The 22,810-nt window shown below is 59.5% G+C and carries 21 protein-coding genes; 13 read left to right on the top strand and 8 right to left on the bottom strand.

Annotated features, from left to right (window positions below; genetic code table 11):
* The first annotated feature begins 18 nt into the window (after positions 1-18).
* The 5 genes from QMM04_RS05120 to katG all read left to right on the top strand — a co-directional run bounded on the left by QMM04_RS05120 (position 19) and on the right by katG (position 5,842).
* Positions 19-1,254, top strand: a complete 1,236-nt coding sequence (locus QMM04_RS05120; protein ID WP_021507293.1) for an alanine--glyoxylate aminotransferase family protein — start codon at positions 19-21, stop codon at positions 1,252-1,254.
* Positions 1,251-2,510: an allantoate amidohydrolase gene (hpxK, locus tag QMM04_RS05125; RefSeq protein ID WP_282995762.1), complete on the top strand. Its 1,260-nt coding sequence runs from the start codon at positions 1,251-1,253 to the stop codon at positions 2,508-2,510. The genes QMM04_RS05120 and hpxK overlap by 4 nt, the downstream gene beginning before the upstream one ends.
* Positions 2,511-2,522: 12 nt before the next feature.
* On the top strand, positions 2,523-3,017 hold the full coding sequence (gene uraD, locus QMM04_RS05130) for a 2-oxo-4-hydroxy-4-carboxy-5-ureidoimidazoline decarboxylase (RefSeq protein ID WP_021507291.1): 495 nt from the start codon (positions 2,523-2,525) through the stop codon (positions 3,015-3,017).
* Entirely contained in the window at positions 3,014-3,349 is a 336-nt protein-coding gene (gene uraH / locus QMM04_RS05135) for a hydroxyisourate hydrolase (RefSeq protein ID WP_058758020.1), read from the top strand. The genes uraD and uraH overlap by 4 nt, the downstream gene beginning before the upstream one ends.
* A 294-nt stretch (positions 3,350-3,643) precedes the next feature.
* Entirely contained in the window at positions 3,644-5,842 is a 2,199-nt protein-coding gene (gene katG / locus QMM04_RS05140; RefSeq protein WP_282995764.1) for a catalase/peroxidase HPI, read from the top strand.
* A 41-nt stretch (positions 5,843-5,883) separates the two neighbouring features.
* On the opposite strand, the gene QMM04_RS05145 is transcribed toward katG, so the two are convergent.
* The 4 genes from QMM04_RS05145 to fadE all read right to left on the bottom strand — a co-directional run bounded on the left by QMM04_RS05145 (position 5,884) and on the right by fadE (position 10,996).
* The gene (locus QMM04_RS05145; RefSeq protein WP_236569448.1) at positions 5,884-6,324 is read right to left on the bottom strand and encodes a transcriptional regulator; all 441 of its coding nucleotides are present in this window, start codon (positions 6,322-6,324) and stop codon (positions 5,884-5,886) included.
* Positions 6,325-6,442: 118 nt separating this feature from the next.
* Positions 6,443-7,213 (bottom strand): amidohydrolase, encoded by a 771-nt coding sequence (locus QMM04_RS05150; RefSeq protein ID WP_282995765.1) that lies wholly within the window; start codon positions 7,211-7,213, stop codon positions 6,443-6,445.
* Positions 7,201-8,361 carry a pyridoxal phosphate-dependent aminotransferase gene (locus QMM04_RS05155; protein WP_282995766.1) on the bottom strand — a complete coding sequence of 387 codons (1,161 nt, stop codon included), beginning with the start codon at positions 8,359-8,361 and terminating at the stop codon, positions 7,201-7,203. The genes QMM04_RS05150 and QMM04_RS05155 overlap by 13 nt, the downstream gene beginning before the upstream one ends.
* 184 nt (positions 8,362-8,545) lie before the next feature.
* The gene (gene fadE / locus QMM04_RS05160; protein WP_058776018.1) at positions 8,546-10,996 is read right to left on the bottom strand and encodes an acyl-CoA dehydrogenase FadE; all 2,451 of its coding nucleotides are present in this window, start codon (positions 10,994-10,996) and stop codon (positions 8,546-8,548) included.
* A gap of 229 nt (positions 10,997-11,225) precedes the next feature.
* On the opposite strand from fadE, the gene lpcA reads away from it, so the two are divergent.
* Both lpcA and QMM04_RS05170 read left to right on the top strand, forming a co-directional pair.
* Complete coding sequence (lpcA, locus tag QMM04_RS05165; protein ID WP_021507284.1) at positions 11,226-11,804, top strand: D-sedoheptulose 7-phosphate isomerase; 579 nt, start codon at positions 11,226-11,228, stop codon at positions 11,802-11,804.
* Positions 11,805-11,852: 48 nt separating this feature from the next.
* Positions 11,853-12,620 carry a class II glutamine amidotransferase gene (locus QMM04_RS05170; protein ID WP_021507283.1) on the top strand — a complete coding sequence of 256 codons (768 nt, stop codon included), beginning with the start codon at positions 11,853-11,855 and terminating at the stop codon, positions 12,618-12,620.
* Here QMM04_RS05170 and dpaA read toward each other — a convergent pair.
* Complete coding sequence (gene dpaA, locus QMM04_RS05175) at positions 12,591-13,334, bottom strand: peptidoglycan meso-diaminopimelic acid protein amidase (RefSeq protein WP_282995767.1); 744 nt, start codon at positions 13,332-13,334, stop codon at positions 12,591-12,593. The two genes, QMM04_RS05170 and dpaA, sit on opposite strands and share 30 nt — an antisense overlap.
* Before the next feature lie 244 nt (positions 13,335-13,578).
* Between dpaA and dinB the strand changes: the two genes are divergently transcribed.
* Complete coding sequence (gene dinB / locus QMM04_RS05180) at positions 13,579-14,634, top strand: DNA polymerase IV (RefSeq protein WP_166709629.1); 1,056 nt, start codon at positions 13,579-13,581, stop codon at positions 14,632-14,634.
* A gap of 109 nt (positions 14,635-14,743) precedes the next feature.
* Here the strand turns inward: dinB and pepD are convergent, their stop codons facing one another.
* On the bottom strand, positions 14,744-16,204 hold the full coding sequence (gene pepD, locus QMM04_RS05185; RefSeq protein ID WP_021507280.1) for a beta-Ala-His dipeptidase: 1,461 nt from the start codon (positions 16,202-16,204) through the stop codon (positions 14,744-14,746).
* Between the two features lie 254 nt (positions 16,205-16,458).
* Between pepD and gpt the strand changes: the two genes are divergently transcribed.
* The 3 genes from gpt to crl all read left to right on the top strand — a co-directional run bounded on the left by gpt (position 16,459) and on the right by crl (position 18,796).
* Positions 16,459-16,917 (top strand): xanthine phosphoribosyltransferase, encoded by a 459-nt coding sequence (gene gpt / locus QMM04_RS05190; protein ID WP_021507279.1) that lies wholly within the window; start codon positions 16,459-16,461, stop codon positions 16,915-16,917.
* Between the two features lie 120 nt (positions 16,918-17,037).
* Positions 17,038-18,285, top strand: coding sequence for an esterase FrsA (gene frsA / locus QMM04_RS05195; protein ID WP_215786488.1), 1,248 nt, complete (start codon positions 17,038-17,040; stop codon positions 18,283-18,285).
* Positions 18,286-18,394: 109 nt separating this feature from the next.
* A complete protein-coding gene (gene crl / locus QMM04_RS05200) occupies positions 18,395-18,796 on the top strand; it encodes a sigma factor-binding protein Crl (RefSeq protein ID WP_021313042.1) in 402 nt (133 codons plus the stop codon).
* 81 nt (positions 18,797-18,877) lie between these two features.
* On the opposite strand, the gene ompC is transcribed toward crl, so the two are convergent.
* Positions 18,878-19,960, bottom strand: coding sequence for a porin OmpC (gene ompC, locus QMM04_RS05205; protein ID WP_021507277.1), 1,083 nt, complete (start codon positions 19,958-19,960; stop codon positions 18,878-18,880).
* 246 nt (positions 19,961-20,206) lie between these two features.
* Between ompC and proB the strand changes: the two genes are divergently transcribed.
* Positions 20,207-21,310: a glutamate 5-kinase gene (proB, locus tag QMM04_RS05210; protein WP_088517013.1), complete on the top strand. Its 1,104-nt coding sequence runs from the start codon at positions 20,207-20,209 to the stop codon at positions 21,308-21,310.
* Positions 21,311-21,320: 10 nt separating this feature from the next.
* Entirely contained in the window at positions 21,321-22,574 is a 1,254-nt protein-coding gene (gene proA, locus QMM04_RS05215; protein WP_282995769.1) for a glutamate-5-semialdehyde dehydrogenase, read from the top strand.
* On the opposite strand, the gene QMM04_RS05220 is transcribed toward proA, so the two are convergent.
* On the bottom strand, positions 22,525-22,810 hold a 286-nt coding region (locus tag QMM04_RS05220), incomplete at its 5' end, for a hypothetical protein (RefSeq protein WP_282995768.1). The genes proA and QMM04_RS05220 overlap by 50 nt on opposite strands.

Genomic DNA, 22,810 nt, shown 5'->3' on the forward strand with positions numbered 1-22,810 from the left:
AACAATAAGGAACCCCTCATGGATATCAGCCAGTTCTCGCAAATCAATCCGCCACAGCGTCTGCTGATGGGACCGGGCCCGATCAACGCCGACCCGCGCGTGCTGCGCGCCATGTCGAGCCAGCTGCTTGGGCAGTACGATCCGGCGATGACGCACTATATGAACGAGGTGATGGCGCTGTACCGTGGCGTATTCCGCACTGAAAACCGCTGGACCCTGCTGATTGATGGCACCTCACGCGCCGGTATCGAAGCCATCCTGCTGTCGGCGATTCGTCCGGGCGATAAAGTGCTGGTGCCGGTGTTCGGCCGCTTCGGCCATCTGCTGTGCGAAATTGCCCGTCGCTGCCGCGCGGAAGTCCATACCATTGAGGTGCCGTGGGGCGAGGTATTTACCCCGGATCAGATCGAAGATGCGATCAAAAAAGTCAAACCGCGCCTGCTGCTGACGGTGCAGGGCGATACCTCAACCACCATGCTGCAACCGCTGGAGCAGCTCGGCGCCATTTGTCGCCAGTACGGCGTGCTGTTGTACACCGATGCCACCGCATCGCTGGGCGGCAATCCGCTGGAAACCGATGCCTGGGGGCTGGATGCGGTCTCTGCCGGGATGCAGAAATGCCTCGGCGGTCCGTCCGGCACCTCGCCGATCACCCTGAGCCCGCAAATGGAAGCGGTGATCCGCCAGCGTAAGTGCGTGGAGCAGGGCATCCGCACCGACGCACATCAGGATGGCGACGACGAGATGATCTACTCCAACTACTTCGATCTCGGCATGATCATGGATTACTGGGGACCGGAGCGGCTCAACCATCATACCGAAGCCACCTCGGCGCTGTTTGGCGCACGCGAATGTGCCCGTCTGATCCTGCAGGAAGGGCTGGATAACGGCATCGCGCGTCACAAGCTGCACGGTGATGCGCTGCTGAAAGGTATTCAGGGCATGGGGCTGGAAACCTTTGGCGATCTCAGACATAAGATGAATAACGTGCTTGGCGTGGTGATCCCGCAGGGCATCAACGGCGACCAGGTACGCAAATTGATGCTGGACGATTTCGGCATTGAGATTGGCACCTCGTTCGGTCCGCTGCACGGCAAAGTGTGGCGCATCGGCACCATGGGCTACAACGCGCGCAAAGATTGCGTGATGCTGACGCTGAGCGCGCTGGAGTCCGTGCTGAATCACGTCGGTTTCCGCACTACTCAGGGTGCGGCGCTGCAGGCTGCCTGGGACCACTACGGGAGCCACGCATGAGTCATAGCCTGATGAGCGCCGGTGAGGCGCAGTCAGCGGCGGCGCGGGTGATGGCGCGCTGTGACGCGCTGGCAGCAATCAGTGAGAGCGAAGAGGGGCTGACACGCGTCTATCTTTCGCCGGAGCAGGTGCGCGCCAACGCGCGCGTTGCTGAGTGGATGCAGGCGGCTGGTATGCACACCTGGCAGGATGCGGTCGGCAATATCTGCGGTCGCTATGAAGCGGCGGAGCCGGGCGCACCGGCGCTGCTGCTCGGCTCGCACCTTGATACCGTGCGCAACGCCGGACGTTACGACGGTATGCTGGGCGTGCTCAGCGCCATCGAAACCGTGCAGTGGCTGCACGACCATCAGCAGCGCCTGCCGCTGGCGATTGAAATTGTCGGCTTCGGCGATGAAGAGGGCACGCGCTTTGGCATCACGCTGCTTGGCAGCCGCGGCCTCACCGGCAGCTGGCCGGAGAGCTGGGTGTCACATCCGGACGGTAACGGTATTACGGTGGCGCAGGCGATGCAGGACCTCGGCCTGGACGCGGCGCTGATCCCGCAGGCGGCACGTGAGGTGAGCGACATTGTGGCTTATCTCGAACTGCACATTGAGCAGGGACCGTGCCTGGAACAGGACGATTTGGCGCTTGGTGTGGTGACGGCGATTAACGGCGCGCGCCGTCTTAACTGCCGCTTTGTCGGGGAGGCCGGTCATGCCGGCACGGTGCCGATGACGCACCGCAAAGACGCGCTGGCAGCAGCGGCAGAGTGGATGGTGTTTGTTGAACAGGCCACGCAGGATCAGGATCCGCAGCTGGTGGCCACAGTGGGCACGCTGAGCTGTCTGCCGGGCGCCGTTAACGTTATCCCCGGCGAGGTGCAGCTGTCGCTGGACGTGCGCGGACCGCAGGATGAACCGCTGGAACGTCTGCTCTCCAGCCTGCTGACCCAGGCGGAAGCCATCGCGTTGCGGCGCGGGCTCAGCTTCAGCGCTAACGAGTACTATCGCATCGCGGCCACCGCCTGTGATACGCGGCTGCAGCAGGCGCTAAGCCATGCGGTAGAAACCGTACAGGGGCGCAGTCTGGCGCTGCCGAGCGGAGCCGGTCACGACGCGATCGCGATGGCTGAGCGCTGGCCGGTGGGCATGCTGTTTGTGCGCAACCATCGCGGTATCAGCCATCATCCGGCGGAATCGGTGCAGGCTGACGATGTCGCGCTCGGCGTGCAGGCCTATCTGCAGGCGGTGTGCGATCTGGCGCGCAGCTAAAGGAGCCGCGAAATGGATCTGAACGATTTTAATCAGGCGAGCGTCGCGCAGGCGCAGGCGGCGATTGCCCACTGCGTGGCGATTCCCGCCTGGCAGCAGGCGCTGGTGGCGGCGCGGCCGTTCGCCAGCCTGACGGCGCTGTACACCACGGCGCAACAGCTGGCGCTGGCGTGGCAGGGCGACGCCTTGCAGCAGGCGCTGAGCGCCCATCCGCGCATCGGCGAAAAAGCGCAGGGCGCGGGTAAAGAGGCCGCGCTGTCGCAGCAGGAACAGGCAGCGATGCAGCAGGCTAACGGCGCGCTGCAGCTGGCGATGCTGGCCGGTAATGAGCGCTATGAGCAGCGCTTCGGCCGGGTGTTTCTGATTCGCGCCAAAGGGCGCAGCGGTGAACAGATGCTGGCGGAATTGCAGCGCAGGCTCAACAATGATGAAGAGACTGAGCAGCAGGAAGCGCTGGCGCAGCTGCGGGAAATTACCCTGTTACGGCTTAAGGAGAGCATTACATGAGCACCATCACCACCCATATTCTCGACACCGCGCTGGGCAAACCGGCGATTGGCGTCGCGATGTCGCTGGAGCAGAACAGCCCTGAGGGCTGGCTGCCGGTGGCCGAGGGCGAAACCGACAGCGACGGGCGCATCAAAGATCTCACGCCTGAACCGCTGGCGCCGGGCCACTATCGCTTAACCGCGGAGATCGGTGACTATTTCGCCGCCGACGGGCGTGATGCGCTGTACGTCAGCGCGCAGATTGATTTTGTGATTGGCACCGCCGGCAGCCATTATCACCTGCCGTTCCTCATTTCCCCGTGGTCGTGGTCGACCTACCGCGGGAGTTGATCCAGGTCGCCATAAATGGCGCAATGCTTGTCTGTTAAATTGTAAATCCGCTTAACAACGGTTGCGTTTTGGTAGCGGCGCAATTTATTGCGCGATAAATCGCGCCGCTACGAATCTTGTGCGACTTGCAGTACCGGCTTCATACCATCTCAGGCCCGCTGAAATTCGTGCTCTCTATCACAAACCTCGCGCTTGAAAGCCAGTAACTATCAAAACCTTCGGTCCATCCAAATATATTCTGCAACACGGTGCGGTTATCTTAACCGGACAACGTGAAGCCAATGGAGCCGAGAAATGAGCACGCCCGAAAATAATGATAATGCAGCCGCCTCAGGAAAATGCCCCTTTCATCATGGAGCATCGGAAGAGAAAAGCGTTTTAGCGCGTGGCGCCGGAAGCGGGACCACTAACCGCGACTGGTGGCCAAACATGCTGCGCGTCGATCTGTTAAACCAGCATTCCAGCCGTTCTAACCCCCTCAGTGACAATTTCAACTACCGTGAAGAGTTCAGCAAGCTGGATTACGCCGCGCTGAAAGCCGATATTCGTGCGCTGCTGACCGACTCGCAATCCTGGTGGCCAGCCGACTGGGGCAGCTACATCGGCTTGTTTATCCGTATGGCATGGCACAGCGCCGGCACCTACCGCACCATCGACGGTCGCGGCGGCTCCGGACGTGGCCAGCAGCGCTTTGCGCCGCTCAACTCCTGGCCGGATAACGTCAGCCTCGACAAAGCGCGTCGTCTGCTGTGGCCGGTGAAACAGAAGTATGGCCAGAAAATCTCCTGGGCCGATCTCTACATTCTTGCCGGTAACGTGTCGCTGGAAAACGCCGGCTTCCGTACCTTTGGCTTTGGTGCCGGTCGTGAAGATGTCTGGGAACCGGACATGGACGTGGACTGGGGACATGAGACCGAATGGCTGGCGCACCGCCATCCGGAAAGCCTGGCAAACGCGCCGCTCGGTGCGACGGAAATGGGCCTGATCTACGTGAACCCGGAAGGTCCGGAAGCCAGCGGCGATCCGCGCTCGGCGGCCCCGGCGATTCGCGCTACCTTCGGCAACATGGGCATGAACGACGAAGAGATCGTCGCGCTGATTGCCGGCGGTCACACGCTGGGTAAAACGCACGGTGCCGCTGCGGCCAGCCACGTGGGCGTCGATCCGGAAGCCTCGCCGCTGGAAGCGCAGGGTCTGGGCTGGCACAGCAGCTACGGCAGCGGTGCCGGTGCAGATGCCATCACTTCCGGTCTGGAAGTGGTATGGACGCAAACCCCAACGCAGTGGAGCAACTACTTCTTCGAGAACCTGTTCAAATATGAGTGGGTACAAACGCACAGCCCGGCGGGCGCTATTCAGTTCGAAGCGGTTGATGCCGAAGCGATTATCCCGGATCCGTTCGATCCAGAGAAAAAACGCAAGCCGACCATGCTGGTCACCGACCTGACGCTGCGCTTCGATCCGGAGTTCGAGAAGATTTCGCGTCGTTTCCTCAACGATCCGCAGGCGTTCAACGAAGCCTTCGCCCGTGCCTGGTTCAAACTGACGCACCGCGATATGGGGCCAAAAGCGCGTTACCTCGGTCCGGAAGTGCCGAAGGAAGATCTGCTGTGGCAGGATCCGTTACCGCAGGCCACGCATCAGCCGACGCCGGATGACATCACCGATCTGAAAGCGAAAATTGCCGCTTCGGGTCTGAGCGTCAGCCAGCTGGTCTCTGCGGCCTGGGCGTCCGCTTCCACCTTCCGTGGCGGCGATAAACGCGGCGGTGCGAACGGTGCCCGTCTGGCGCTGGCACCGCAGAACGGCTGGGCGGTCAACGCCAGCGTCTCCCGCGATGTGCTGCCGGTGCTGCAGAAGATTCAGCAGGAGTCAGGTAAAGCATCGCTGGCGGATGTGATTGTGCTGGCGGGCAGCGTCGGGATTGAGCAGGCGGCAGCAGCGGCAGGTGTCGCGGTGCAGGTGCCGTTCACGCCGGGCCGCGTGGATGCGCGTCAGGACCAGACGGATGTCGAGTCATTCAACGTACTGCAGCCGCTGGCCGATGGTTTCCGTAACTATCGCCGCGTACAGGGCGGTTCTTCCACCGAAACCCTGCTGCTGGACAAAGCGCAACAGCTGACGCTGAGCGCGCCAGAGCTGACGGTACTGCTGGGTGGTCTGCGCGTGCTGGGTACCAACTTCGACGGCAGCGCGCACGGCGTGTTTACCGATCGCGTGGGCGTGCTGAGCAACGACTTCTTCATCAATCTGCTGGATATGCGCACCGCATGGCGCGCCACCGATGAGAGCGCTGAGCTGTTCGAAGGCCGCGATCGTCAGAGTGGAGAAGTGAAGTACAGCGCCACCCGCGCCGATCTGGTGTTTGGTTCTAACGCCATCCTGCGCGCGCTGGCGGAAGTTTACGCCAGCAGCGATGCGAAGCAGAAGTTCGTTAACGACTTCGTGGCCGCCTGGACCAAAGTGATGAACCTCGACCGGTTCGATCTGTAATCCCCTGAGCCGCAGCGTCATGCGCTGCGGCTTATTCCTGTTTATGCCTCACGAAATGCCTCAAACGGCAGATTAAAGCGTCGCGCCAGCGCCGCCTTATGCTTATCCGTTAATCTGCGCTCGCCTTTCAGAATGCGATTCACATACGAACGCTGACCGATTTCTGCCACGAAAGAGGATTGATTCAGACCGTGCTGGTCCATCAGCACCCGCAGCAGCGCCACGCCGCCCGGCAGCGCCTGAGTGCGCGCATTAAACGCGGCAAATTCCGCTGCGGTTTCTTCATACTTCGCGACTTTAACGGCCAGCATCTCGATCAGCGGATGCCCCGGCTGATGCTCAACCAGGTATTCCACCAGTTCAAGCGCCTGTTCATAATCGGCTCTGGACTGACTTCCGCCCAGCAGCGGCACGGCTTTAATCAGATTGTTGGAGGCCTGAATCGCTTCGTTAAACACTTTCCCTGAGATAATGTGCATCATTCCCTCGAACTGTTCCAGGGTGGAAACATTGTAACGCACAACATAGAATGTTTTCACACGGGAAACAACAGGGCAGGAGGATATGTGGAAGCCGCATCGCAGGGATGCGGCTAAAAGATTACTTCAGCGTATATTCATCCGCGTCGCGCCAGGCCGGGAAGCGCTCGCGATAGTCCTGCAGCGCCTCCAGTGATAACTCGGCGTCGAGGCGCGCGCGGGCGAAGGGTTCAGCGGCCGCGAGGATCTCACCCTGCGGCGAGATAATCCGGCTGTCGCCGCTGTATTGATGCTGATTGCCGTCACTGCCGACGCGGTTACACCCGGCTACATAGGCCTGATTTTCGATGGCGCGCGCCAGCAGCAGCGCCTGCCAGTGCAGCGCGCGCGGTGCCGGCCAGTTGGCGACGTACAGCGCCAGATCGTAATCATTCTGGTTGCGCGAAAACACCGGGAAGCGCAGGTCGTAGCAAATCTGCGGCAGAATACGCCAGCCGCGCCAGTTGAACACCTCGCGCGTTTCACCGGGCACATAGTGCTGGTGCTCACTGGCCATGCGGAACAGATGGCGTTTGTCGTACTGGTGCAGCGTGCCGTCGGGCTCCACCAGCAGGAAACGGTTTACCGCGCCCTGGTCGCTCTGAATCGCCGCGCTGCCGCCGACCAGGGCATTCAGGGCTTTGGCATGACCGTGCAGCCACGCCACTACCTGTTCCTGCGGCAGCGAACTGGCCGCCGCCTCCATGGCGAAGCCGGTGGTAAACATCTCCGGCAGCAGGATGACATCACGGCCCGTCATGCCCTGCAATACCTCATCAAAATGGCGCAGGTTGGCCGCGCCATCCATCCAGCTCAGGGTTTCCTGTAATACGGTAAGTTTTAAAGCTGACATAAACGCTCCGCAGCGGCGTCGAGCGTCGCTTCCTGTTTAGCAAAGCACAGGCGAATGAGCTTGTGCGGGAAAGGGTCCGCGCAGAACACCGACAGCGGAATCGCCGCCACGCCCACTTCGCGGGTTAACCACTGGCAGAAACTGACATCATCCAAATCGGAAATGGCGCTGTAATCCACCAGCAGGAAATAGGTGCCGGCACAGGGCAGCACCTTAAACCGGCTGGCGGCCAGCGCCTGCGTCAGGCGGTCACGCCGGGCGCGATAGAATGCCGGCAGCGCATCAATATGTTCCGGCTGCTGGCGCAGCATATCGGCAATCGCCAGCTGCGCCGGGGTATTCACTGAAAAAGTGAGATACTGATGCACTTTGCGGATTTCGGCGCTGATCGCCGCCGGAGCGATGCAGTAACCCACTTTCCAGCCGGTCATATGAAAGGTTTTGCCGAAGGATGAGACTGCGATGGCGCGCTGACGCAGGTCGGCATGTGCCAGCACGCTGGCATGGCCCTGCTCATCAAAACAGATGTGCTCATAGACTTCATCGCTGAGCACATAAATTTCCTGTCCGGCGATCGCCTGCCACAGCGCGGCGTAGTCGCTGGCGTGCCACACGGTGGCGGACGGATTATGCGGCGTGTTGACGATCACCAGCCGGGTGCGCGCGCTGAGCAGGCTGCTGAAGGCCTGCCAGTCGACCTGAAAAGCGGGCGGCTGCAGCGCGATGCGTTTCAGCACGCCGCCAGCCAGCTGAACCGCCGGCGCATAGCTGTCGTAGCTGGGATCGAAGCAGATCACCTCGTCGCCCGGCCGCACCAGCGCGGTGATCGCGGCATACAGCGCTTCGGTTGCGCCCGCCGTCACGGTGATGTCGCTGTTGATATCCGGCCGATGACCGTACATGTCTGCGGTTATATCGGCGATTGCCTCGCGCAGCGGCAGGGTGCCAATCATCGGCGCGTACTGGTTAGCGCCTTCGCTGACGTGATGTGCCAGGCGCTGCTGCAAATAGCGCGGGCCGTCAAAATCGGGAAAGCCCTGTGACAGGTTGATGGCGTTGTGCTGGGCGGCGAGGGCGCTCATTTGGGTAAAAATGGTGGTGCCGAGCGCCGGTAGTTTGCTCTCGGGGATCAGGTTGGGCTGCGTCATTATCGGGTGCCTTAAGCGCGAATGTCGTTGCGGAGTAACCTTGTGCTGCAGCCACTATAAACAGGATGTTAACACTTGGCAATCGAGACGCTTAGACGTCTAAACGTAGCTGGCACCGACGCTGAGTGCGCTTATCCGCTGCCGCAGGCCATAAAAAAAGCCTCCGGCTGGAGGCTTTTTGCGGTTACGCCGCTTCGCTGGGGCGGGCGCTGGGTTTGGGTTTGCTGTCCGGTTTCGCCACCGCCAGCGCCTCTGGCGCAAAATCATCCACGTTGATGGCCTTCAGCCGGCTGGCTTCGGCCCGCGTCAGCACCTTCGCTTCACTCTCGTCAATCCAGCCTTCTTTCAGCGCGCGCTGGGCCAGCGCATCCAGCCGGGTGAAGGAGAAGTGTTTTTTCTGCTGCTGACACAGACGATCGTGAATCACTTCTGCCGCCATCACATCCTGCAGCGCCTGCTCCAGCTGACCGGCCGGGTTGTGCTCACTCGGCGTCAGATACTGTCCGCGGCCCAGACGGGTGCGGGTTGCGGACGGCAGCTGCAGCATTTTGGCCAGCTTATGATCCAGTTTATCGGACGGTGCCGGGCAGTGTTTGCCGCCGGCGAAAATCACCAGCCGCAGCGCGCCCGCAACCAGGCGATTCGGGAAGTTGCGCAGCAGATCGTCCATCGCCACTTCTGCCTGATGCAGCGCATCCTGCACGCCCCAGTGCACCAGCGGCAGATCCGCCTCGTTGCGGCCTTCATCGTCATAGCGTTTCAGCGTGGCGGATGCCAGATACATCTGGCTCAGCACATCGCCGAGGCGTGCCGAAATACGTTCGCGACGTTTCAGGCTACCGCCCAGCACCGCCATCGATACATCCGACAGCAGCGCAAGGTTGGCGCTCAGGCGGTTCAGCTGCTGATAGTAGCGGCGGGTCGCGTCACGGGTTGGCGTAGCGCTGGTGCGGCCGCCGGTCAGGCCAAGCCACAGGCTGCGCACTTTATTGCTGCCGACGTGGCCGATATGGCTGAACAGCGCGCGGTCAAAGGCGACGAGATCGTTCTTCGCGGCGGCGTTCATCTCTTCCAGCACCCACGGGTGGCAGCGGATTGCGCCCTGGCCAAAGATAATCATGCTGCGCGTCAGGATGTTCGCGCCCTCAACGGTGATGGCGATTGGAGCGCCCTGATAGGCACGCGCCAGGAAGTTATTCTCGCCAAGCATGATGCCTTTACCGCCGGCGATATCCATTGCATCAATGATGGCGCGCTGGCCGCGATGGGTGCAGTGGTATTTAACAATCGCTGACAGCACCGCCGGTTTTTCGCCCAGCATAATGCCGCTGGTGATCAGCGTCGCCGCCGCGTCCATCACGTAAGCGTTACCGGCGATGCGCGCCAGCGGCTCCTCAATCCCTTCCATTTTACCGATAGAGACTTTGAACTGGCGGCGAATGTGCGCGTAGGCACCGGTCGCCAGCGCCAGGCTTTTCAGGCTGCCGGTGGCGTTAGATGGCAGGGTAATGCCGCGTCCTACCGACAGACACTCAACCAGCATGCGCCAGCCCTGACCGGCCATCGCCGGACCGCCGATGATGTAATCGATCGGCACAAAGATATCTTTGCCGCGCGTCGGCCCGTTCTGGAACGGCACGTTCAGCGGGAAGTGACGTCTGCCAATCTCAACGCCTGGCGTATGGGTCGGGATCAGCGCACAGGTAATGCCCAGCTCTTCGGTTTCGCCCAGCAGATGATCGGGATCGGAGAGCTTAAAGGCGAGGCCGAGCACGGTGGCAATCGGCGCCAGGGTAATGTAGCGCTTGTTCCAGGTCAGGCGCATGCCCAGCACCTGCTGGCCCTGCCAGTCGCCCATGCACACCACGCCGGTATCCGGAATGGCGCCGGCGTCGGAGCCCGCTTCCGGACTGGTCAGCGCAAAGCAGGGGATTTCATCACCGCGCGCGAGGCGTGGCAGGTAATGGTCTTTCTGCTCATCGGTACCGTAATGCTGCAGCAGTTCACCCGGACCCAGCGAGTTCGGCACGCCGACGGTGATCGCCAGGATCCCGGACACGCCTGCCAGTTTTTGCAGCACACGCGCCTGCGCGTAAGCGGAAAACTCCAGACCGCCGTACTCTTTTTTGATGATCATGGCAAAGAAGCGGTGCTGCTTGAGGTAAGCCCACAGCTCCGGCGGCAGATCGGCCATTTCATGGGTGATTTCGAAGTCGTTAGCCATGCGGCAGGCTTCTTCTACCGGGCCATCCAGAAACGCCTGTTCCTCTTCGGTCAGGCGCGGCTGCGGGTAGTTGTGCAGTTTCTGCCAGTCCGGTTTGCCGCGAAACAGATCGCCTTCCCACCAGGTGGTACCGGCGTCGATCGCCTCTTTTTCGGTGCGCGACATCGGCGGCATCACCTTCTGGAAGCTGTGCAGAGCCGGCTTAGAGAACATGCTGCGGCGCATCGCCGGCAGGTTGAAAGGCAGCAGAATAATGGCCAGCGGCAGTAGCAGCCACGGCGTCCACAGGCCGGTGGCGGCCAGTGCCGCGGTCCACAGCAGCACAATCGCACTGCTGAGCCGCAGTGAAACCTGATGGTAGAAGAGGGCGCTAATTAACACCAGCGTCGCGATGATCGAGGCAAGCAACATAATGAACCGCTCCGTAAGTTGTAAGAGGTCTGACCTGTTAGTGATAAGGTTTAGAGCAGCGCACGAAATTTATCAATCTGTTTACATCGCAATTACAACCGAACTCACAAAATCGCGCCGGCAATTAAACGTCAGCGCGGCGTCGCGCTTTTCCCTGCTGCGGGCGCTTTGCGGCTCTGGCCCATTCCGTTAAACTTGCTGGGTCAATTTTCCTCTAAAGGACATCCCTATGTATCAGGACATTATTCGCTCAGAACTCAATGAAGCCGCCGATACGCTCAATAAGTTCCTGAGTGATGAAGCCAACATTCACGCCATTCAGCGCGCAGCCGTGCTGCTGGCCGACAGCTTCAAAGCCGGTGGCAAAGTGCTCTCCTGCGGCAACGGCGGCTCGCACTGCGATGCCATGCACTTCGCTGAGGAGCTGACCGGGCGCTACCGCGAAAATCGTCCTGGCTATCCGGCCATCGCCATTTCGGATGTCAGCCATCTCTCCTGCGTCAGCAACGATTTTGGCTACGACTATGTGTTCTCCCGCTACATCGAGGCGGTCGGGCGCGAGGGCGATGTGCTGCTGGGGCTGTCCACTTCGGGTAACTCGGCCAACATCATCAAAGCCGTAGAAGCCGCGCGCGCCAAAGGCATGAAAGTGATTACCCTGACCGGCAAAGACGGTGGCAAAATGGCCGGTACGGCCGATATCGAAATTCGCGTGCCGCACTTTGGATATGCCGATCGCATTCAGGAGATACACATCAAAGTGATCCACATCCTGATGCTGTTAATCGAAAAAGAGATGGTTAAGTGATGACGTGCTCCTCCCGCGCCCGCGGGAGGTTCTGATAAGGCGGTTGCTATGTGCGAATTGCTCGGGATGAGCGCCAATGTCCCCACGGATATCTGTTTCAGTTTTACCGGTCTGGTGCAGCGTGGCGGTGCAACCGGGCCGCACAAAGATGGCTGGGGCATCACCTTTTACGAAGATAAAGGCTGCCGCACCTTTAAAGATCCGCTGCCGAGCTACAACTCGCCGATTGCCCGCCTGGTGCAGGAGTATCCGATCAAGTCGCACTCGGTGGTGGCACATATTCGTCAGGCCAATCGCGGCCAGGTGTCACTGGAAAATACCCATCCGTTTACCCGCGAACTGTGGGGCCGCAACTGGACTTACGCGCATAACGGCCAGCTAAAGGGCTATCGCCAGCTGGAGACCGGGCATTTCCGTCCGGTAGGCGAAACCGACAGCGAAAAGGCGTTTTGCTGGATTCTGCATAAGCTGGCTGAGCGCTATCCGCGCACGCCGGGCAACTGGCCGGCGGTGTTTCGCTATGTGGCGGAACTGGCGACGGAGCTGCGCCAGAAGGGCGTATTCAATATGCTGCTGTCTGACGGACGCTATTTAATGGCCTTCTGCTCAACCAATCTGTACTGGATTACGCGCCGCGCGCCGTTTGGCAAAGCGAAGCTGCTCGATCAGGATGTGGAGATTGATTTTCTGCAGCAGACCACGCCGAAAGACGTGGTGACGGTGATTGCGACGCAGCCGCTGACCGGTAATGAAACCTGGCACCGCATCGTGCCAGGCGAGTGGGCATTATTTTACCTGGGTGAGCGCCAGGAATGATTTCGACGCCGCTTCCGGCGTGGTCATGACCGGCGTGTTGTTCACCGCATACTGACCGGTTGCCGTCACGTTGACCGTTGGCGGCACGTGGTATTTGGCGAAGTAAGCATAGCCCGGCTGCAGTTCACGCCAGAAGCTGATGTAAGTCGAGTAACGATGACGCTGCATGTTGCTGTCGGTCATGCGGAACGGGAAGATGTTGACCTGCACATCCTGCTGACCGTTACGCAGCGCGGCGTTCACGTAAGTGAAGATCTCATCCATCGATGCGTTGGTCATGGCATAGCATCCCACGGACACGCAATCGCCGTGAATCATCAGGTAGTTACCGTTATAGCCTTTGGCGCGATCGTACTGATTCGGGAATCCGGTATTGATGGCGCGATAAAAACGGCTGTCCGGCTTGAGCTGATTCATCTTCACGTTATAAAAGCCTTCCGGACTTTTAAAATCGCCCTGACGACGTTTCGGCCCGAGGCCGCCGGAGAAGTTACAGATGCGATAGCTGTCCAGCAGACGATATTCATTACCGATTTTGCCGTACAGTTCCAGCGTACGCTCTTCCTTGAAGATCTGAATAAATACTGGTGTACCCAGTAATTGTTTCTTTAACTCTTTGCTCACCGGAGCCAGCGGCTGCGTTGGCTCAGGCGTCATTGCCCAGCTCAGGAGCGGCATAAGAATCATCGCAAACAATAATGCGATTCTGCCCATTCTGTGTGTACCTTGAAGTGAAGAGGAACGCTGACGCAGTGCGTCACTGTATTGCATTATCGGAAATATCCGCTACCGCAGCGCAACATTATCATTGTCTGGCGTTTAATCAAGCCGGAGTCCGAGAAAATGGTGCAATCCTAAAGGGAATACGACCACAAATTTGTAAACTTTAATCGCACGCGCCACAAATATTGCCGTTGTTTTTCTCTGCTGTATACTTATCCAGTATCCGGAGGGGCGTATGCGCAAAATCATTCATGTCGATATGGACTGCTTTTTCGCGGCAGTAGAAATGCGCGACGATCCTTCATTACGTGATATCCCGATTGCCATCGGTGGCAGCCGCGTGCAGCGTGGGGTGATCAGCACCGCCAACTATCCGGCGCGGAAATACGGCGTGCGCAGCGCGATGCCGACCGCCACGGCGCTGCGCCTCTGTCCCCATCTGAAACTGCTGCCCGGCCGCTTTGATGCCTATAAAGAAGCCTCGCAGCAGATTCGCGCCATCTTTACCCGCTATACGCCACTGATTGAGCCATTGTCGCTGGATGAAGCCTACCTGGATGTCACCGACAGTGAACAGTGCCAGGGATCGGCCACGCTGATGGCGCAGGCGATTCGCGCCGATATCCTGCGCGAAACCGGCCTGACCGCGTCCGCCGGCATTGCGCCGATCAAGTTTCTCGCCAAAATCGCCTCAGACATGAACAAGCCAGATGGCCAGTATGTGATTACGCCGCAGGCGATGCCGGACTTTCTGCTGACGCTGCCGCTGAGCAAGATTCCCGGCGTTGGCAAAGTGGCCACCAAAAAGCTCGAAGAGATGGGGCTGCGCACCTGCGCTGACGTACAGCAGGCCGATCTGGCGCAGCTGCTGAAGCGCTTTGGAAAATTTGGCCGCGTGCTGTGGGAGCGCAGCAACGGCATCGACGATCGTGACGTAGTGGTGGAGCGCGAGCGCAAATCGCTGGGCGTCGAGCGTACGCTGGGTGAGGACATTCATCACTGGGAGCAGTGTCTGGAGATTATTGATTTTCTCTACGCCGAACTCGATCGCCGTCTCAGCGCGATCCGCCCGGATAAGCAGATTGCACGTCAGGGCGTAAAGCTGAAGTTCAACGATTTCCAGCTCACCACCCAGGAGCATGTCTGGCCGGTGCTGAATAAAGACGACATGATCGCCGTGGCGCGTCAGGCCTGGGACGAGCGCCGCGCCGGACGCGGTGTGCGGCTGGTGGGGCTGCACGTCACGCTGGTAAATCCGCAGCTGGAGCGCCAGCTGGTGCTGGGGTTGTAACGGCTGAGCTGCCGCTGGAAGAGCGCTACAGCGCGGTTGCCTGACGCGGCACCGTTACCGTAAATAAAAAATCCTGCCCGGGGGCAGGATTTTTTTTATCGCAACGGCGTTACGCTTTTTCCGGCACCACGTTCAGCAGCGCGGTCAGCAGTTTCCAGTACAGACCGACGCTGTCGATGTGCACCTGCTCGTCCGGCGAGTGTGGACCGGTGATGGTAGGCCCAATCGACACCATGTCCATGTCTGGATACGGTTTTTTGAACAGACCGCACTCCAGACCGGCGTGAATCACCTGAATGTTTGGCGTCTTACCAAACAGCGCTTCATAGGTTTTACGCGTCAGCGCCATGATGGGCGAGTCGGCATCCGGCTGCCAGCCCGGGTAACCGCCTTTCGGCGCGGTTTTCGCCCCGGCCAGCGCACCCAGCGAAGTCAGGGTTTCGACCACCCAATCTTTACCGGTGTCGATCAGGGAGCGAATCAGGCAGATGATCTCGGCGCTGTCCTGCTCCATGGTGACCACGCCGACGTTAAGCGAGGTTTCCACCACGCCTTTCGCCACGTCCGAGTTGCGAATCACACCGTTTGGCGTGCTGTTCAGCAGGTTGATGAAGCGATCGCGGCTGTCTGCGGTCAGCGCCTGGCCCTGATGCGCCAGCGGCTCGCTCAGCACGGCGACGTTCTTCTCTTTACTGCCCAGCTCATTCTGCAGCGTGGCCTGGAAATGGGCGGCAGCAGACTTCAGCGCATCCACTTTATGGCTGTCGATGGCCAGCGTAGCGAACGCTTCGCGCGGAATCGCATTGCGCAGCGTACCGCCGGTGAACTCAATCAGACGGATATCCAGCTCAGCCGCGTGCACGGCAAGGAAGCGCGCCAGCAGCTTGTTGGCGTTGCCGAGACCAAGATGAATGTCCGCGCCGGAGTGGCCGCCTTTCAAACCTTTCAGCGTCAGCTTCAGGGTTTCGAATCCGGCAGGCACGGCCTCGCGGCTCAGCGGCAGGGTAGTGATAAAGTCGATACCCCCGGCGCAGCCCATGTAGATCTCACCTTCCTCTTCCGAGTCGGTGTTGATCAGGATGTCCGCCTGCAGCCAGTTTGGTTGCAGACCAAAGGCGCCGTCCATGCCCGACTCTTCGGTCATGGTCAGCAGCACTTCCAGCGGACCGTGGGTCAGGCTGTTGTCAGCCAGCACCGCCAGCGCAGAGGCCATACCGATACCGTTATCCGCACCCAGCGTGGTGCCGCGCGCTTTCACCCACTCGCCATCAACGTACGGCTGAATCGGGTCTTTGGTGAAGTCGTGTACCGTGTCATTGTTCTTCTGCGGCACCATATCGAGGTGCGCCTGCAGCGCCACCGGAGTACGGTTTTCCATGCCTGCGGTAGCAGGTTTACGAATCAGGATATTGCCGACCTGATCGCGTTCAACCCAGAAACCTTGCTCTTTAGCCCAGCCAACAACGTATTCGGCCAGCGCTTCTTCATGGTAAGAAGGGTGCGGAATCGAGCAGATTTTTGCGAAGATATCCCACAGCGGCTGCGGGGAAAGTTGAGACAATTCAGACACAACGCGTCTCCTGTGTCAGCGCGGCGGACATACCGCTCGCACGCGGGTTTCCAGTGAAAGATCGCCGTCAGCACATCTGACGTGATGGGCCAGAGAATATCACTGTTTCCTGCCGGGTGCGCCATCGGGCGCGCTAAAAACCTGCAACCGATGTGACGGGTGCTGGTTTTTAACGCGTCAGATCCTTATAATCTCGCGCAACCTTTTCCCCCTTGCATATTTTTAAGCCAATCTCATTGGCCGGGATTCCTTTTATGAGCGAAAAATACGTCGTTACCTGGGACATGCTGCAGATTCATGCCCGTAAACTGGCCCAGCGCCTGCTTCCTGTGGAACAGTGGAAAGGCATCATCGCGGTCAGCCGCGGTGGTCTGGTTCCGGCATCGCTGCTGGCGCGTGAACTGGGGATTCGCTACGTCGATACCGTGTGCATCTCCAGCTACGATCACGATCACCAGCGTGAAATGAAAGTGCTGAAGCGCGCAGAAGGCGACGGTGAAGGTTTTGTGGTCATCGACGATCTGGTGGATACCGGCGGTACCGCGCAGGCGATTCGTGATATGTATCCAAAAGCGCGTTTCTGCACCATCTTCGCCAAGCCGGCTGGCCGCGCGCTGGTGGACGACTACATTGTCGATATTCCGCAGAACACCTGGATCGAGCAGCCGTGGGACATGGGCGTGGTGTACATTCCGCCGATTGTAAAAAGCTGATTGATGCAACGCAAACAACGCCCGGTTATGCCGGGCGTTGTGCTTTCTGCGCCTCGCGCCCGTGCGGCGGGTGCAGTACACTCTTAGCCATCTATGCGACTGCCGCAGGAGAAGCTTAAGATGGCCGAGAAAAATCTCAGCGAAGAACTGTTCAAACCCCGCTTCAAACACCCGGAAACCTCCTCGCTGGTGCATCGCCAGCACCACCCGACGGCGCAGGTGCACAATGCCCTGGAAGGCGATACCCAGCGCGGCTGGTATCGCATGCTGAATAAGCTGCTGTGGACGTGGCGCGGCCTGGCGCCGCAGGAGATCAGCGAAGTGCTGGCGCGCATTGCCGTCAGTAAGTTTGAACACACCGACGAAACGCTGCTGGACACGGTGATTGGCTATCGCGGCGGCAACTGGAACTATGAGTGGTCGAAGCAGGCGGCGCTGTGGCAGCAGCGCGCGATGCAGAACGCCGATCACGATGAGGCCGGCCAGCAGTGGCTGCATGCCGCCAGTCTCTACAGCCTGGCCGCGTATCCCTACATTAAAGGCGATGAGCTGGCGGATCAGGCGCAGGTGCTGGCGAATCGCGCTTATGAAGAAGCCACCCAGCGCCTGCCCGGCGAGCTGAAATCCCTGACCTTTCCCATCAGCGGCGGCAGTCCGGTCACCGGCTTCCTGCATATGCCGGCGCAGGCCAGCGCGCCGTATCCCACCGTGCTGCTGTGCGGCGGTCTCGACTCGCTGCAGAGCGACCATTACCGGCTGTTTCATGATTATCTGGCACCGCGCGGCATCGCCATGCTGACGCTGGATATGCCGTCGGTGGGTTTCAGCAGCAAATGGACGCTCAATCAGGACACCAGCCAGTTGCATCAGCAGGTGCTGCGCGAGCTGAGCAATGTGCCGTGGATTGACCATACGCGCTTGGCGCTGTTCGGTTACCGCTTTGGCGCCAACGTGGCGACGCGGCTGGCTTACCTTGAGGTGCCGCGTCTGCGCGCGGTGGCGTCGCTCGGGCCGATGGTGCATCACGTGTTTGTCGATGCGCAGCGCCAGCAGCAGCTGCCGGATATGTATATGGACATGCTGGCCAGCCGGCTGGGTATGTCGTCGACCTCCGATAGCAATCTGCGCATCGAGCTCAACCGCTATTCGCTCAAAGTGCAGGGCCTGCTGGGTCGCCGGACGCCGGTGCCGATGCTGGCCGCTTACTGGCCCAACGATCTGTTCAGCCCGGAAGAGGAGGCGCAGCTGATCGTCAACTCCTCGGCGCAGGGCAAGGCGCTGGCGATTCCCGCTACGCCAGTGTTTGCCAGCTTTGACAAGGCGCTCAATCAAATTTGCGACTGGCTGGCAAAACAGTTGCAGCGCTAACTGGCGAAATACGCAGACTCTGCTACAACTTATCTTCGGGAAAATACGTGCGGTGGCGTTTTGCCGCCGCGCTGCGTTTTATACGGTTTATTTGAGGGAGAGAGTTAGCATGACGTTACCGAGTGGTCACCCCCGTAGTCGCCTGCTTAAGCGCTTCACCGAATTGGGGCCGTACATCCGTGAAGGACAGTGTGAAGAGACGCGTTTCTTCTTTGATTGCCTGGCGGCGTGCGTCAACGTCAAACCGGCGCCGGAAAGCCGCGAGTTCTGGGGCTGGTGGATGACGCTGAACGCCTATGAAGATCACTTCACCTACGAATACCACTTCGGCCTGTTTGATAAAGACGGCGACTGGAGCGTGGCCGCGATCAAGGGCAAAGAGAACAATGAGAAAGTGGAGAGCACGCTGCGTAATTTCCACGAGCGCCTGAAAGCCACGCTGCATGAGTTTAAGCTTGATCTCAGGCCCGCGGCGGGGTTCAAAGAAGAGCCGGTTAAACTCAGCGCCTGAACCTGAGTCAGACCAGAATAAGAAAGAGCCGGTGATGAGCCGGCTCTTTTTTTACAGACACAGACAGGGTAATGCTGACGCTTAGAACTGGTAGGTCAGACCGACCGCCACCACGTCATCGCTGTTGATGCCCAGCGGGTTGTTGTCATCCAGCTGGTTGATTTTGTAGTCAACCATGGCCGACATGTTTTTGTTGAAGTAGTACGTCATCGCCACGTCGACATATTTCACGATGTCCGCATCGCCAATGCCTTCAATGTCTTTGCCTTTGCTCTGCACGTAGCCCAGCGATGGACGCAGACCGAAGTCGAACTGATACTGCGCAACCACTTCAAAGTTCTGCGTTTTATTTGCCACGCCGCCCGTGATTGGCGTCATGTTACGGGTTTCAGAGTAGGTCGATGCCAGGTAGATGCTGTTCGCGTCATATTTGATGCCCGCGCCCCAGGCTTCCGCTTTGTCACCACGGCCCAGACGGGTCGCCACGTCCTGCGAGTTGGTCCGGTCAGCAGAGGAGATCGCACTCATCAGGCTGACACCGCTATCGCCGAGGGTGTAACCCAGTGACGCACCGTAACCGTCGCCGTTCTGCTTAGGAATCTCTGAACGGCCGTTGGCGCTGGTGGAATCGTTCTTGCCCTGATACTGCACCGCGAAACGCAGGCCATCCACCAGACCGAAGAAATTGCTGTTGCGGTAAGTGGCGACGCCAGAAGTACGGCCCAGCATGTAGGTGTCGGTGTAGGCGCTGTCGCCACCGAATTCTGGCAGCACGTCGGTCCATGCCAGCACATCGTAAACCACGCCGTAGTTACGACCGTAATCAACAGAGCCGTAGTTACCAAACTTCAGACCGGCAAAGCCCAGACGGGTTTTGTTACCGATGTTAGCGTCGGTGTTGGTTTCTGCGCGGTTACCCTGGAACTGATATTCCCACTGACCGTAGCCGGTCATCAGGTCGTTAATCTGCGTCTGCCCTTTGAAGCCCAGACGGATGTAAGTTTTGTCGCCGTCAGCGGCTGCGTTGTCGCTGAAGTAGTGCATGCCTTTCACACGACCGTACAGATCCAGTTTGTTACCGTCTTTGTTATAAACTTCTGCGGCTTGTGCGGTTGAGGCCAGAGCCAGCGCGGAAACGATGAGTGCCAATGTGCTTTTCTTCATTTTGCTATCAATCCCAATGAGTAAAATTTGTTGTACCCGTGAAAAGGTTTGTAAAACACGGGACGTTTTACCGACTGGCAATGAAGGTTTTATGACATTTTTTCTGATTTCTTGTTAATCGCGAACTTTTGGTCTACCCGCTTGTCAGGCGTTTTTTGTGCTTTTCCCCTTGCCGCTGTTGGCTTCCTTGCTGACTCCTGTTAAAACGTCCCTTCGCAGATTTTTTTCTTACATGGCAGGAAAAACATGAGTGGCAGTCAGACCCTGGTGGTCAAATTGGGTACCAGCGTCCTCACCGGCGGATCGCGCCGGCTGAACCGGGCGCATATGGTGGAGCTGGTTCGGCAGTGTGCACAACTGCACGCCGCCGGTCATCGCATTATCATCGTCACCTCAGGCGCGATTGCCGCCGGTCGCGAACACCTTGGTTACCCGGAACTGCCACCGACCATCGCCTCAAAGCAGCTGCTGGCTGCGGTGGGGCAGAGCCGTTTAATCCAGCTATGGGAGCAGCTGTTCTCCATCTACGGTATCCATATCGGGCAGATGCTGCTGACGCGCGCCGACATGGAAGACCGTGAACGTTTCCTCTACGCGCGCGATATGCTGCGCGCGCTGCTCGACAACCATATCGTGCCGGTCATTAACGAGAACGACGCGGTGGCAACCGCGGAAATCAAGGTTGGCGACAATGACAACCTGTCCGCGCTGGCGGCGATGCTCGGCGGTGCCGATAAACTGCTGCTGCTGACCGATCAGCCTGGCCTGTTTACCGCCGATCCGCGTACCAATCCCGAAGCAGAACTGATCAGCGATGTGCATCAGATTGATGATGCGCTGCGCACGCTGGCTGGCGGCAGCGTCTCCGGTCTCGGCACCGGCGGCATGGCCACCAAACTGCAGGCGGCGGATGTTGCCTGTCGCGCCGGCATTGACGTGATCATTGCGGCCGGCAGCCGCGCGGATGTGATCGGGGATGTGCTGCACGGCAAACCAGTGGGGACGCGCTTCCACGCGCAGCAGTCACCGCTGGAAAACCGCAAGCGCTGGATCTTCGGCGCGCCACCGGCGGGCGAGATCACCATAGACGACGGCGCGCTGGCGGCGGTGCTGGAGCGCGGCAGTTCGCTGCTGCCGAAAGGCGTCCGTGACGTGCAGGGCAATTTCTCGCGCGGCGAAGTGATCCGCATTCGTAACCTGCAGGGGCGCGATATCGCCCACGGCGTCACGCGCTACAACAGCGATGCGATGCGCATGATCGCCGGTCATCACAGTCAGGAGATTGGTGAGATCCTCGGTTACGAATATGGCCCGGTTGCGGTGCACCGCGACGATATGATCGTCAGTTAAGGAGCGGATGATGTTAGAACAGATGGGTAAAGCGGCGCGTGAGGCGTCGTACAAACTGGCGGAGCTCTCCACCGAACAAAAAAATCAGGTACTGCTGACCATCGCCGATCGGCTGGAAGCGGAAAGCGCCGACATTCTGGCGGCTAACCAGCAGGATCTGGCTGATGCGCGCACTAACGGCATGAGTGCGGCGCTGCTCGATCGTTTGACGCTCAACCCGCAGCGCCTGAAAGGCATCGCGGATGACGTGCGCCAGGTGTGCCGTCTGGCCGATCCGGTTGGCCAGCTGACCGACGGCGGGCTGCTTGACAGCGGCCTGCGCATTGAACGACGTCGCGTGCCGCTCGGCGTGATCGGGGTGATCTACGAAGCGCGCCCGAACGTCACGGTCGATGTGGCGTCACTGTGCCTGAAAACCGGCAACGCGGCGATTCTGCGCGGCGGCAAAGAGACCTGGCGCACCAACGCCGCCACGGTGCGGGTGATCCAGAACGCGCTCATCGAGCATGGTTTACCGGCAGCAGCGTTACAGGCGATTGAGAACCCGGATCGCGAACTGGTGAATCAGCTGCTGAAGCTGGATCGCTACGTTGACATGCTGATCCCGCGTGGCGGCGCCGGGCTGCACAAGCTGTGCCGCGAAAATTCCACCATTCCGGTGATCACCGGCGGTATCGGCGTGTGCCATCTCTATCTCGACGAAACCATGGAGACGGACGCCGCGCTGGAGGTGATTGTTAACGCCAAGAAGCAGCGTCCCAGCGCCTGTAACTCGCTGGAAACCCTGCTGATTCATCGCGGTCAGGCTGAGCGTTTCATTCCGGCGTTTCTGCAGCGTATGGCGCAGGAGAACATTGCGCTGCACGCCGACGAAAACGCGCTGGCGCTGCTGCAGCAGGGGCCGGCCAGCGTGGTGGCGGTGCAGATGCACCAATACGACGATGAGTGGCTGTCGAACGATCTGAACGTCAAGCTGGTGGCGGACCTCGATGAAGCGGTCGCGCACATCCGCGCGCACGGCACCCAGCACTCCGACGGCATTCTGACGCGCAGTATTGGCAACGCCAATCGCTTCGTGAATCAGGTCGACTCATCGGCAGTGTACGTCAACGCCAGCACCCGCTTTACCGACGGCGGCCAGTTTGGTCTCGGCGCTGAAGTGGCGGTCAGTACGCAGAAACTGCATGCGCGCGGTCCGATGGGCCTCGAAGCGCTCACCACCTACAAATGGATTGGCTGGGGCGACGATACCCTGCGCCGTTAGTTTTCTCTCCGGCATCATAATGGGCACCTGACGCGGTGCCCTTTTTGATCGCTTTCGATCCAGTTATTTCCAGAGCTTTTCGTTTTATTCCTGTCATCTGTGGCGCGCCTGCGGCTTTTCGCCCATTTTTTGCTGTGGGTGCTGGTCTCAGCGTTACAGAACAATCCTGAAAACCCCTGTCAGAACAAGCTGTCAGAGATTCATTACTGGTTTCCACCAGGGCGAAGAGGATAATG

The organism is Pantoea sp. Pa-EAmG (assembly GCF_030024295.1).
In the GTDB taxonomy this organism is placed as follows: domain Bacteria; phylum Pseudomonadota; class Gammaproteobacteria; order Enterobacterales; family Enterobacteriaceae; genus Pantoea; species Pantoea dispersa.

Bases quoted from the DNA above. Each gene is read 5' to 3' on its own strand.
- crl (WP_021313042.1), top strand. From the start codon at position 18,395: ATGACGTTACCGAGTGGTCACCCCCGTAGTCGCCTGCTTAAGCGCTTC.
- dpaA (WP_282995767.1), bottom strand. From the start codon at position 13,334: ATGGGCAGAATCGCATTATTGTTTGCGATGATTCTTATGCCGCTCCTG.
- fadE (WP_058776018.1), bottom strand. From the start codon at position 10,996: ATGTTGCTTGCCTCGATCATCGCGACGCTGGTGTTAATTAGCGCCCTC.
- QMM04_RS05170 (WP_021507283.1), top strand. From the start codon at position 11,853: ATGTGCGAATTGCTCGGGATGAGCGCCAATGTCCCCACGGATATCTGT.
- proA (WP_282995769.1), top strand. From the start codon at position 21,321: ATGTTAGAACAGATGGGTAAAGCGGCGCGTGAGGCGTCGTACAAACTG.
- gpt (WP_021507279.1), top strand. From the start codon at position 16,459: ATGAGCGAAAAATACGTCGTTACCTGGGACATGCTGCAGATTCATGCC.
- QMM04_RS05120 (WP_021507293.1), top strand. From the start codon at position 19: ATGGATATCAGCCAGTTCTCGCAAATCAATCCGCCACAGCGTCTGCTG.
- ompC (WP_021507277.1), bottom strand. From the start codon at position 19,960: ATGAAGAAAAGCACATTGGCACTCATCGTTTCCGCGCTGGCTCTGGCC.
- uraD (WP_021507291.1), top strand. From the start codon at position 2,523: ATGGATCTGAACGATTTTAATCAGGCGAGCGTCGCGCAGGCGCAGGCG.
- uraH (WP_058758020.1), top strand. From the start codon at position 3,014: ATGAGCACCATCACCACCCATATTCTCGACACCGCGCTGGGCAAACCG.
- frsA (WP_215786488.1), top strand. From the start codon at position 17,038: ATGGCCGAGAAAAATCTCAGCGAAGAACTGTTCAAACCCCGCTTCAAA.
- proB (WP_088517013.1), top strand. From the start codon at position 20,207: ATGAGTGGCAGTCAGACCCTGGTGGTCAAATTGGGTACCAGCGTCCTC.
- dinB (WP_166709629.1), top strand. From the start codon at position 13,579: ATGCGCAAAATCATTCATGTCGATATGGACTGCTTTTTCGCGGCAGTA.
- lpcA (WP_021507284.1), top strand. From the start codon at position 11,226: ATGTATCAGGACATTATTCGCTCAGAACTCAATGAAGCCGCCGATACG.
- QMM04_RS05150 (WP_282995765.1), bottom strand. From the start codon at position 7,213: ATGTCAGCTTTAAAACTTACCGTATTACAGGAAACCCTGAGCTGGATG.
- hpxK (WP_282995762.1), top strand. From the start codon at position 1,251: ATGAGTCATAGCCTGATGAGCGCCGGTGAGGCGCAGTCAGCGGCGGCG.
- QMM04_RS05145 (WP_236569448.1), bottom strand. From the start codon at position 6,324: ATGATGCACATTATCTCAGGGAAAGTGTTTAACGAAGCGATTCAGGCC.
- katG (WP_282995764.1), top strand. From the start codon at position 3,644: ATGAGCACGCCCGAAAATAATGATAATGCAGCCGCCTCAGGAAAATGC.
- QMM04_RS05155 (WP_282995766.1), bottom strand. From the start codon at position 8,361: ATGACGCAGCCCAACCTGATCCCCGAGAGCAAACTACCGGCGCTCGGC.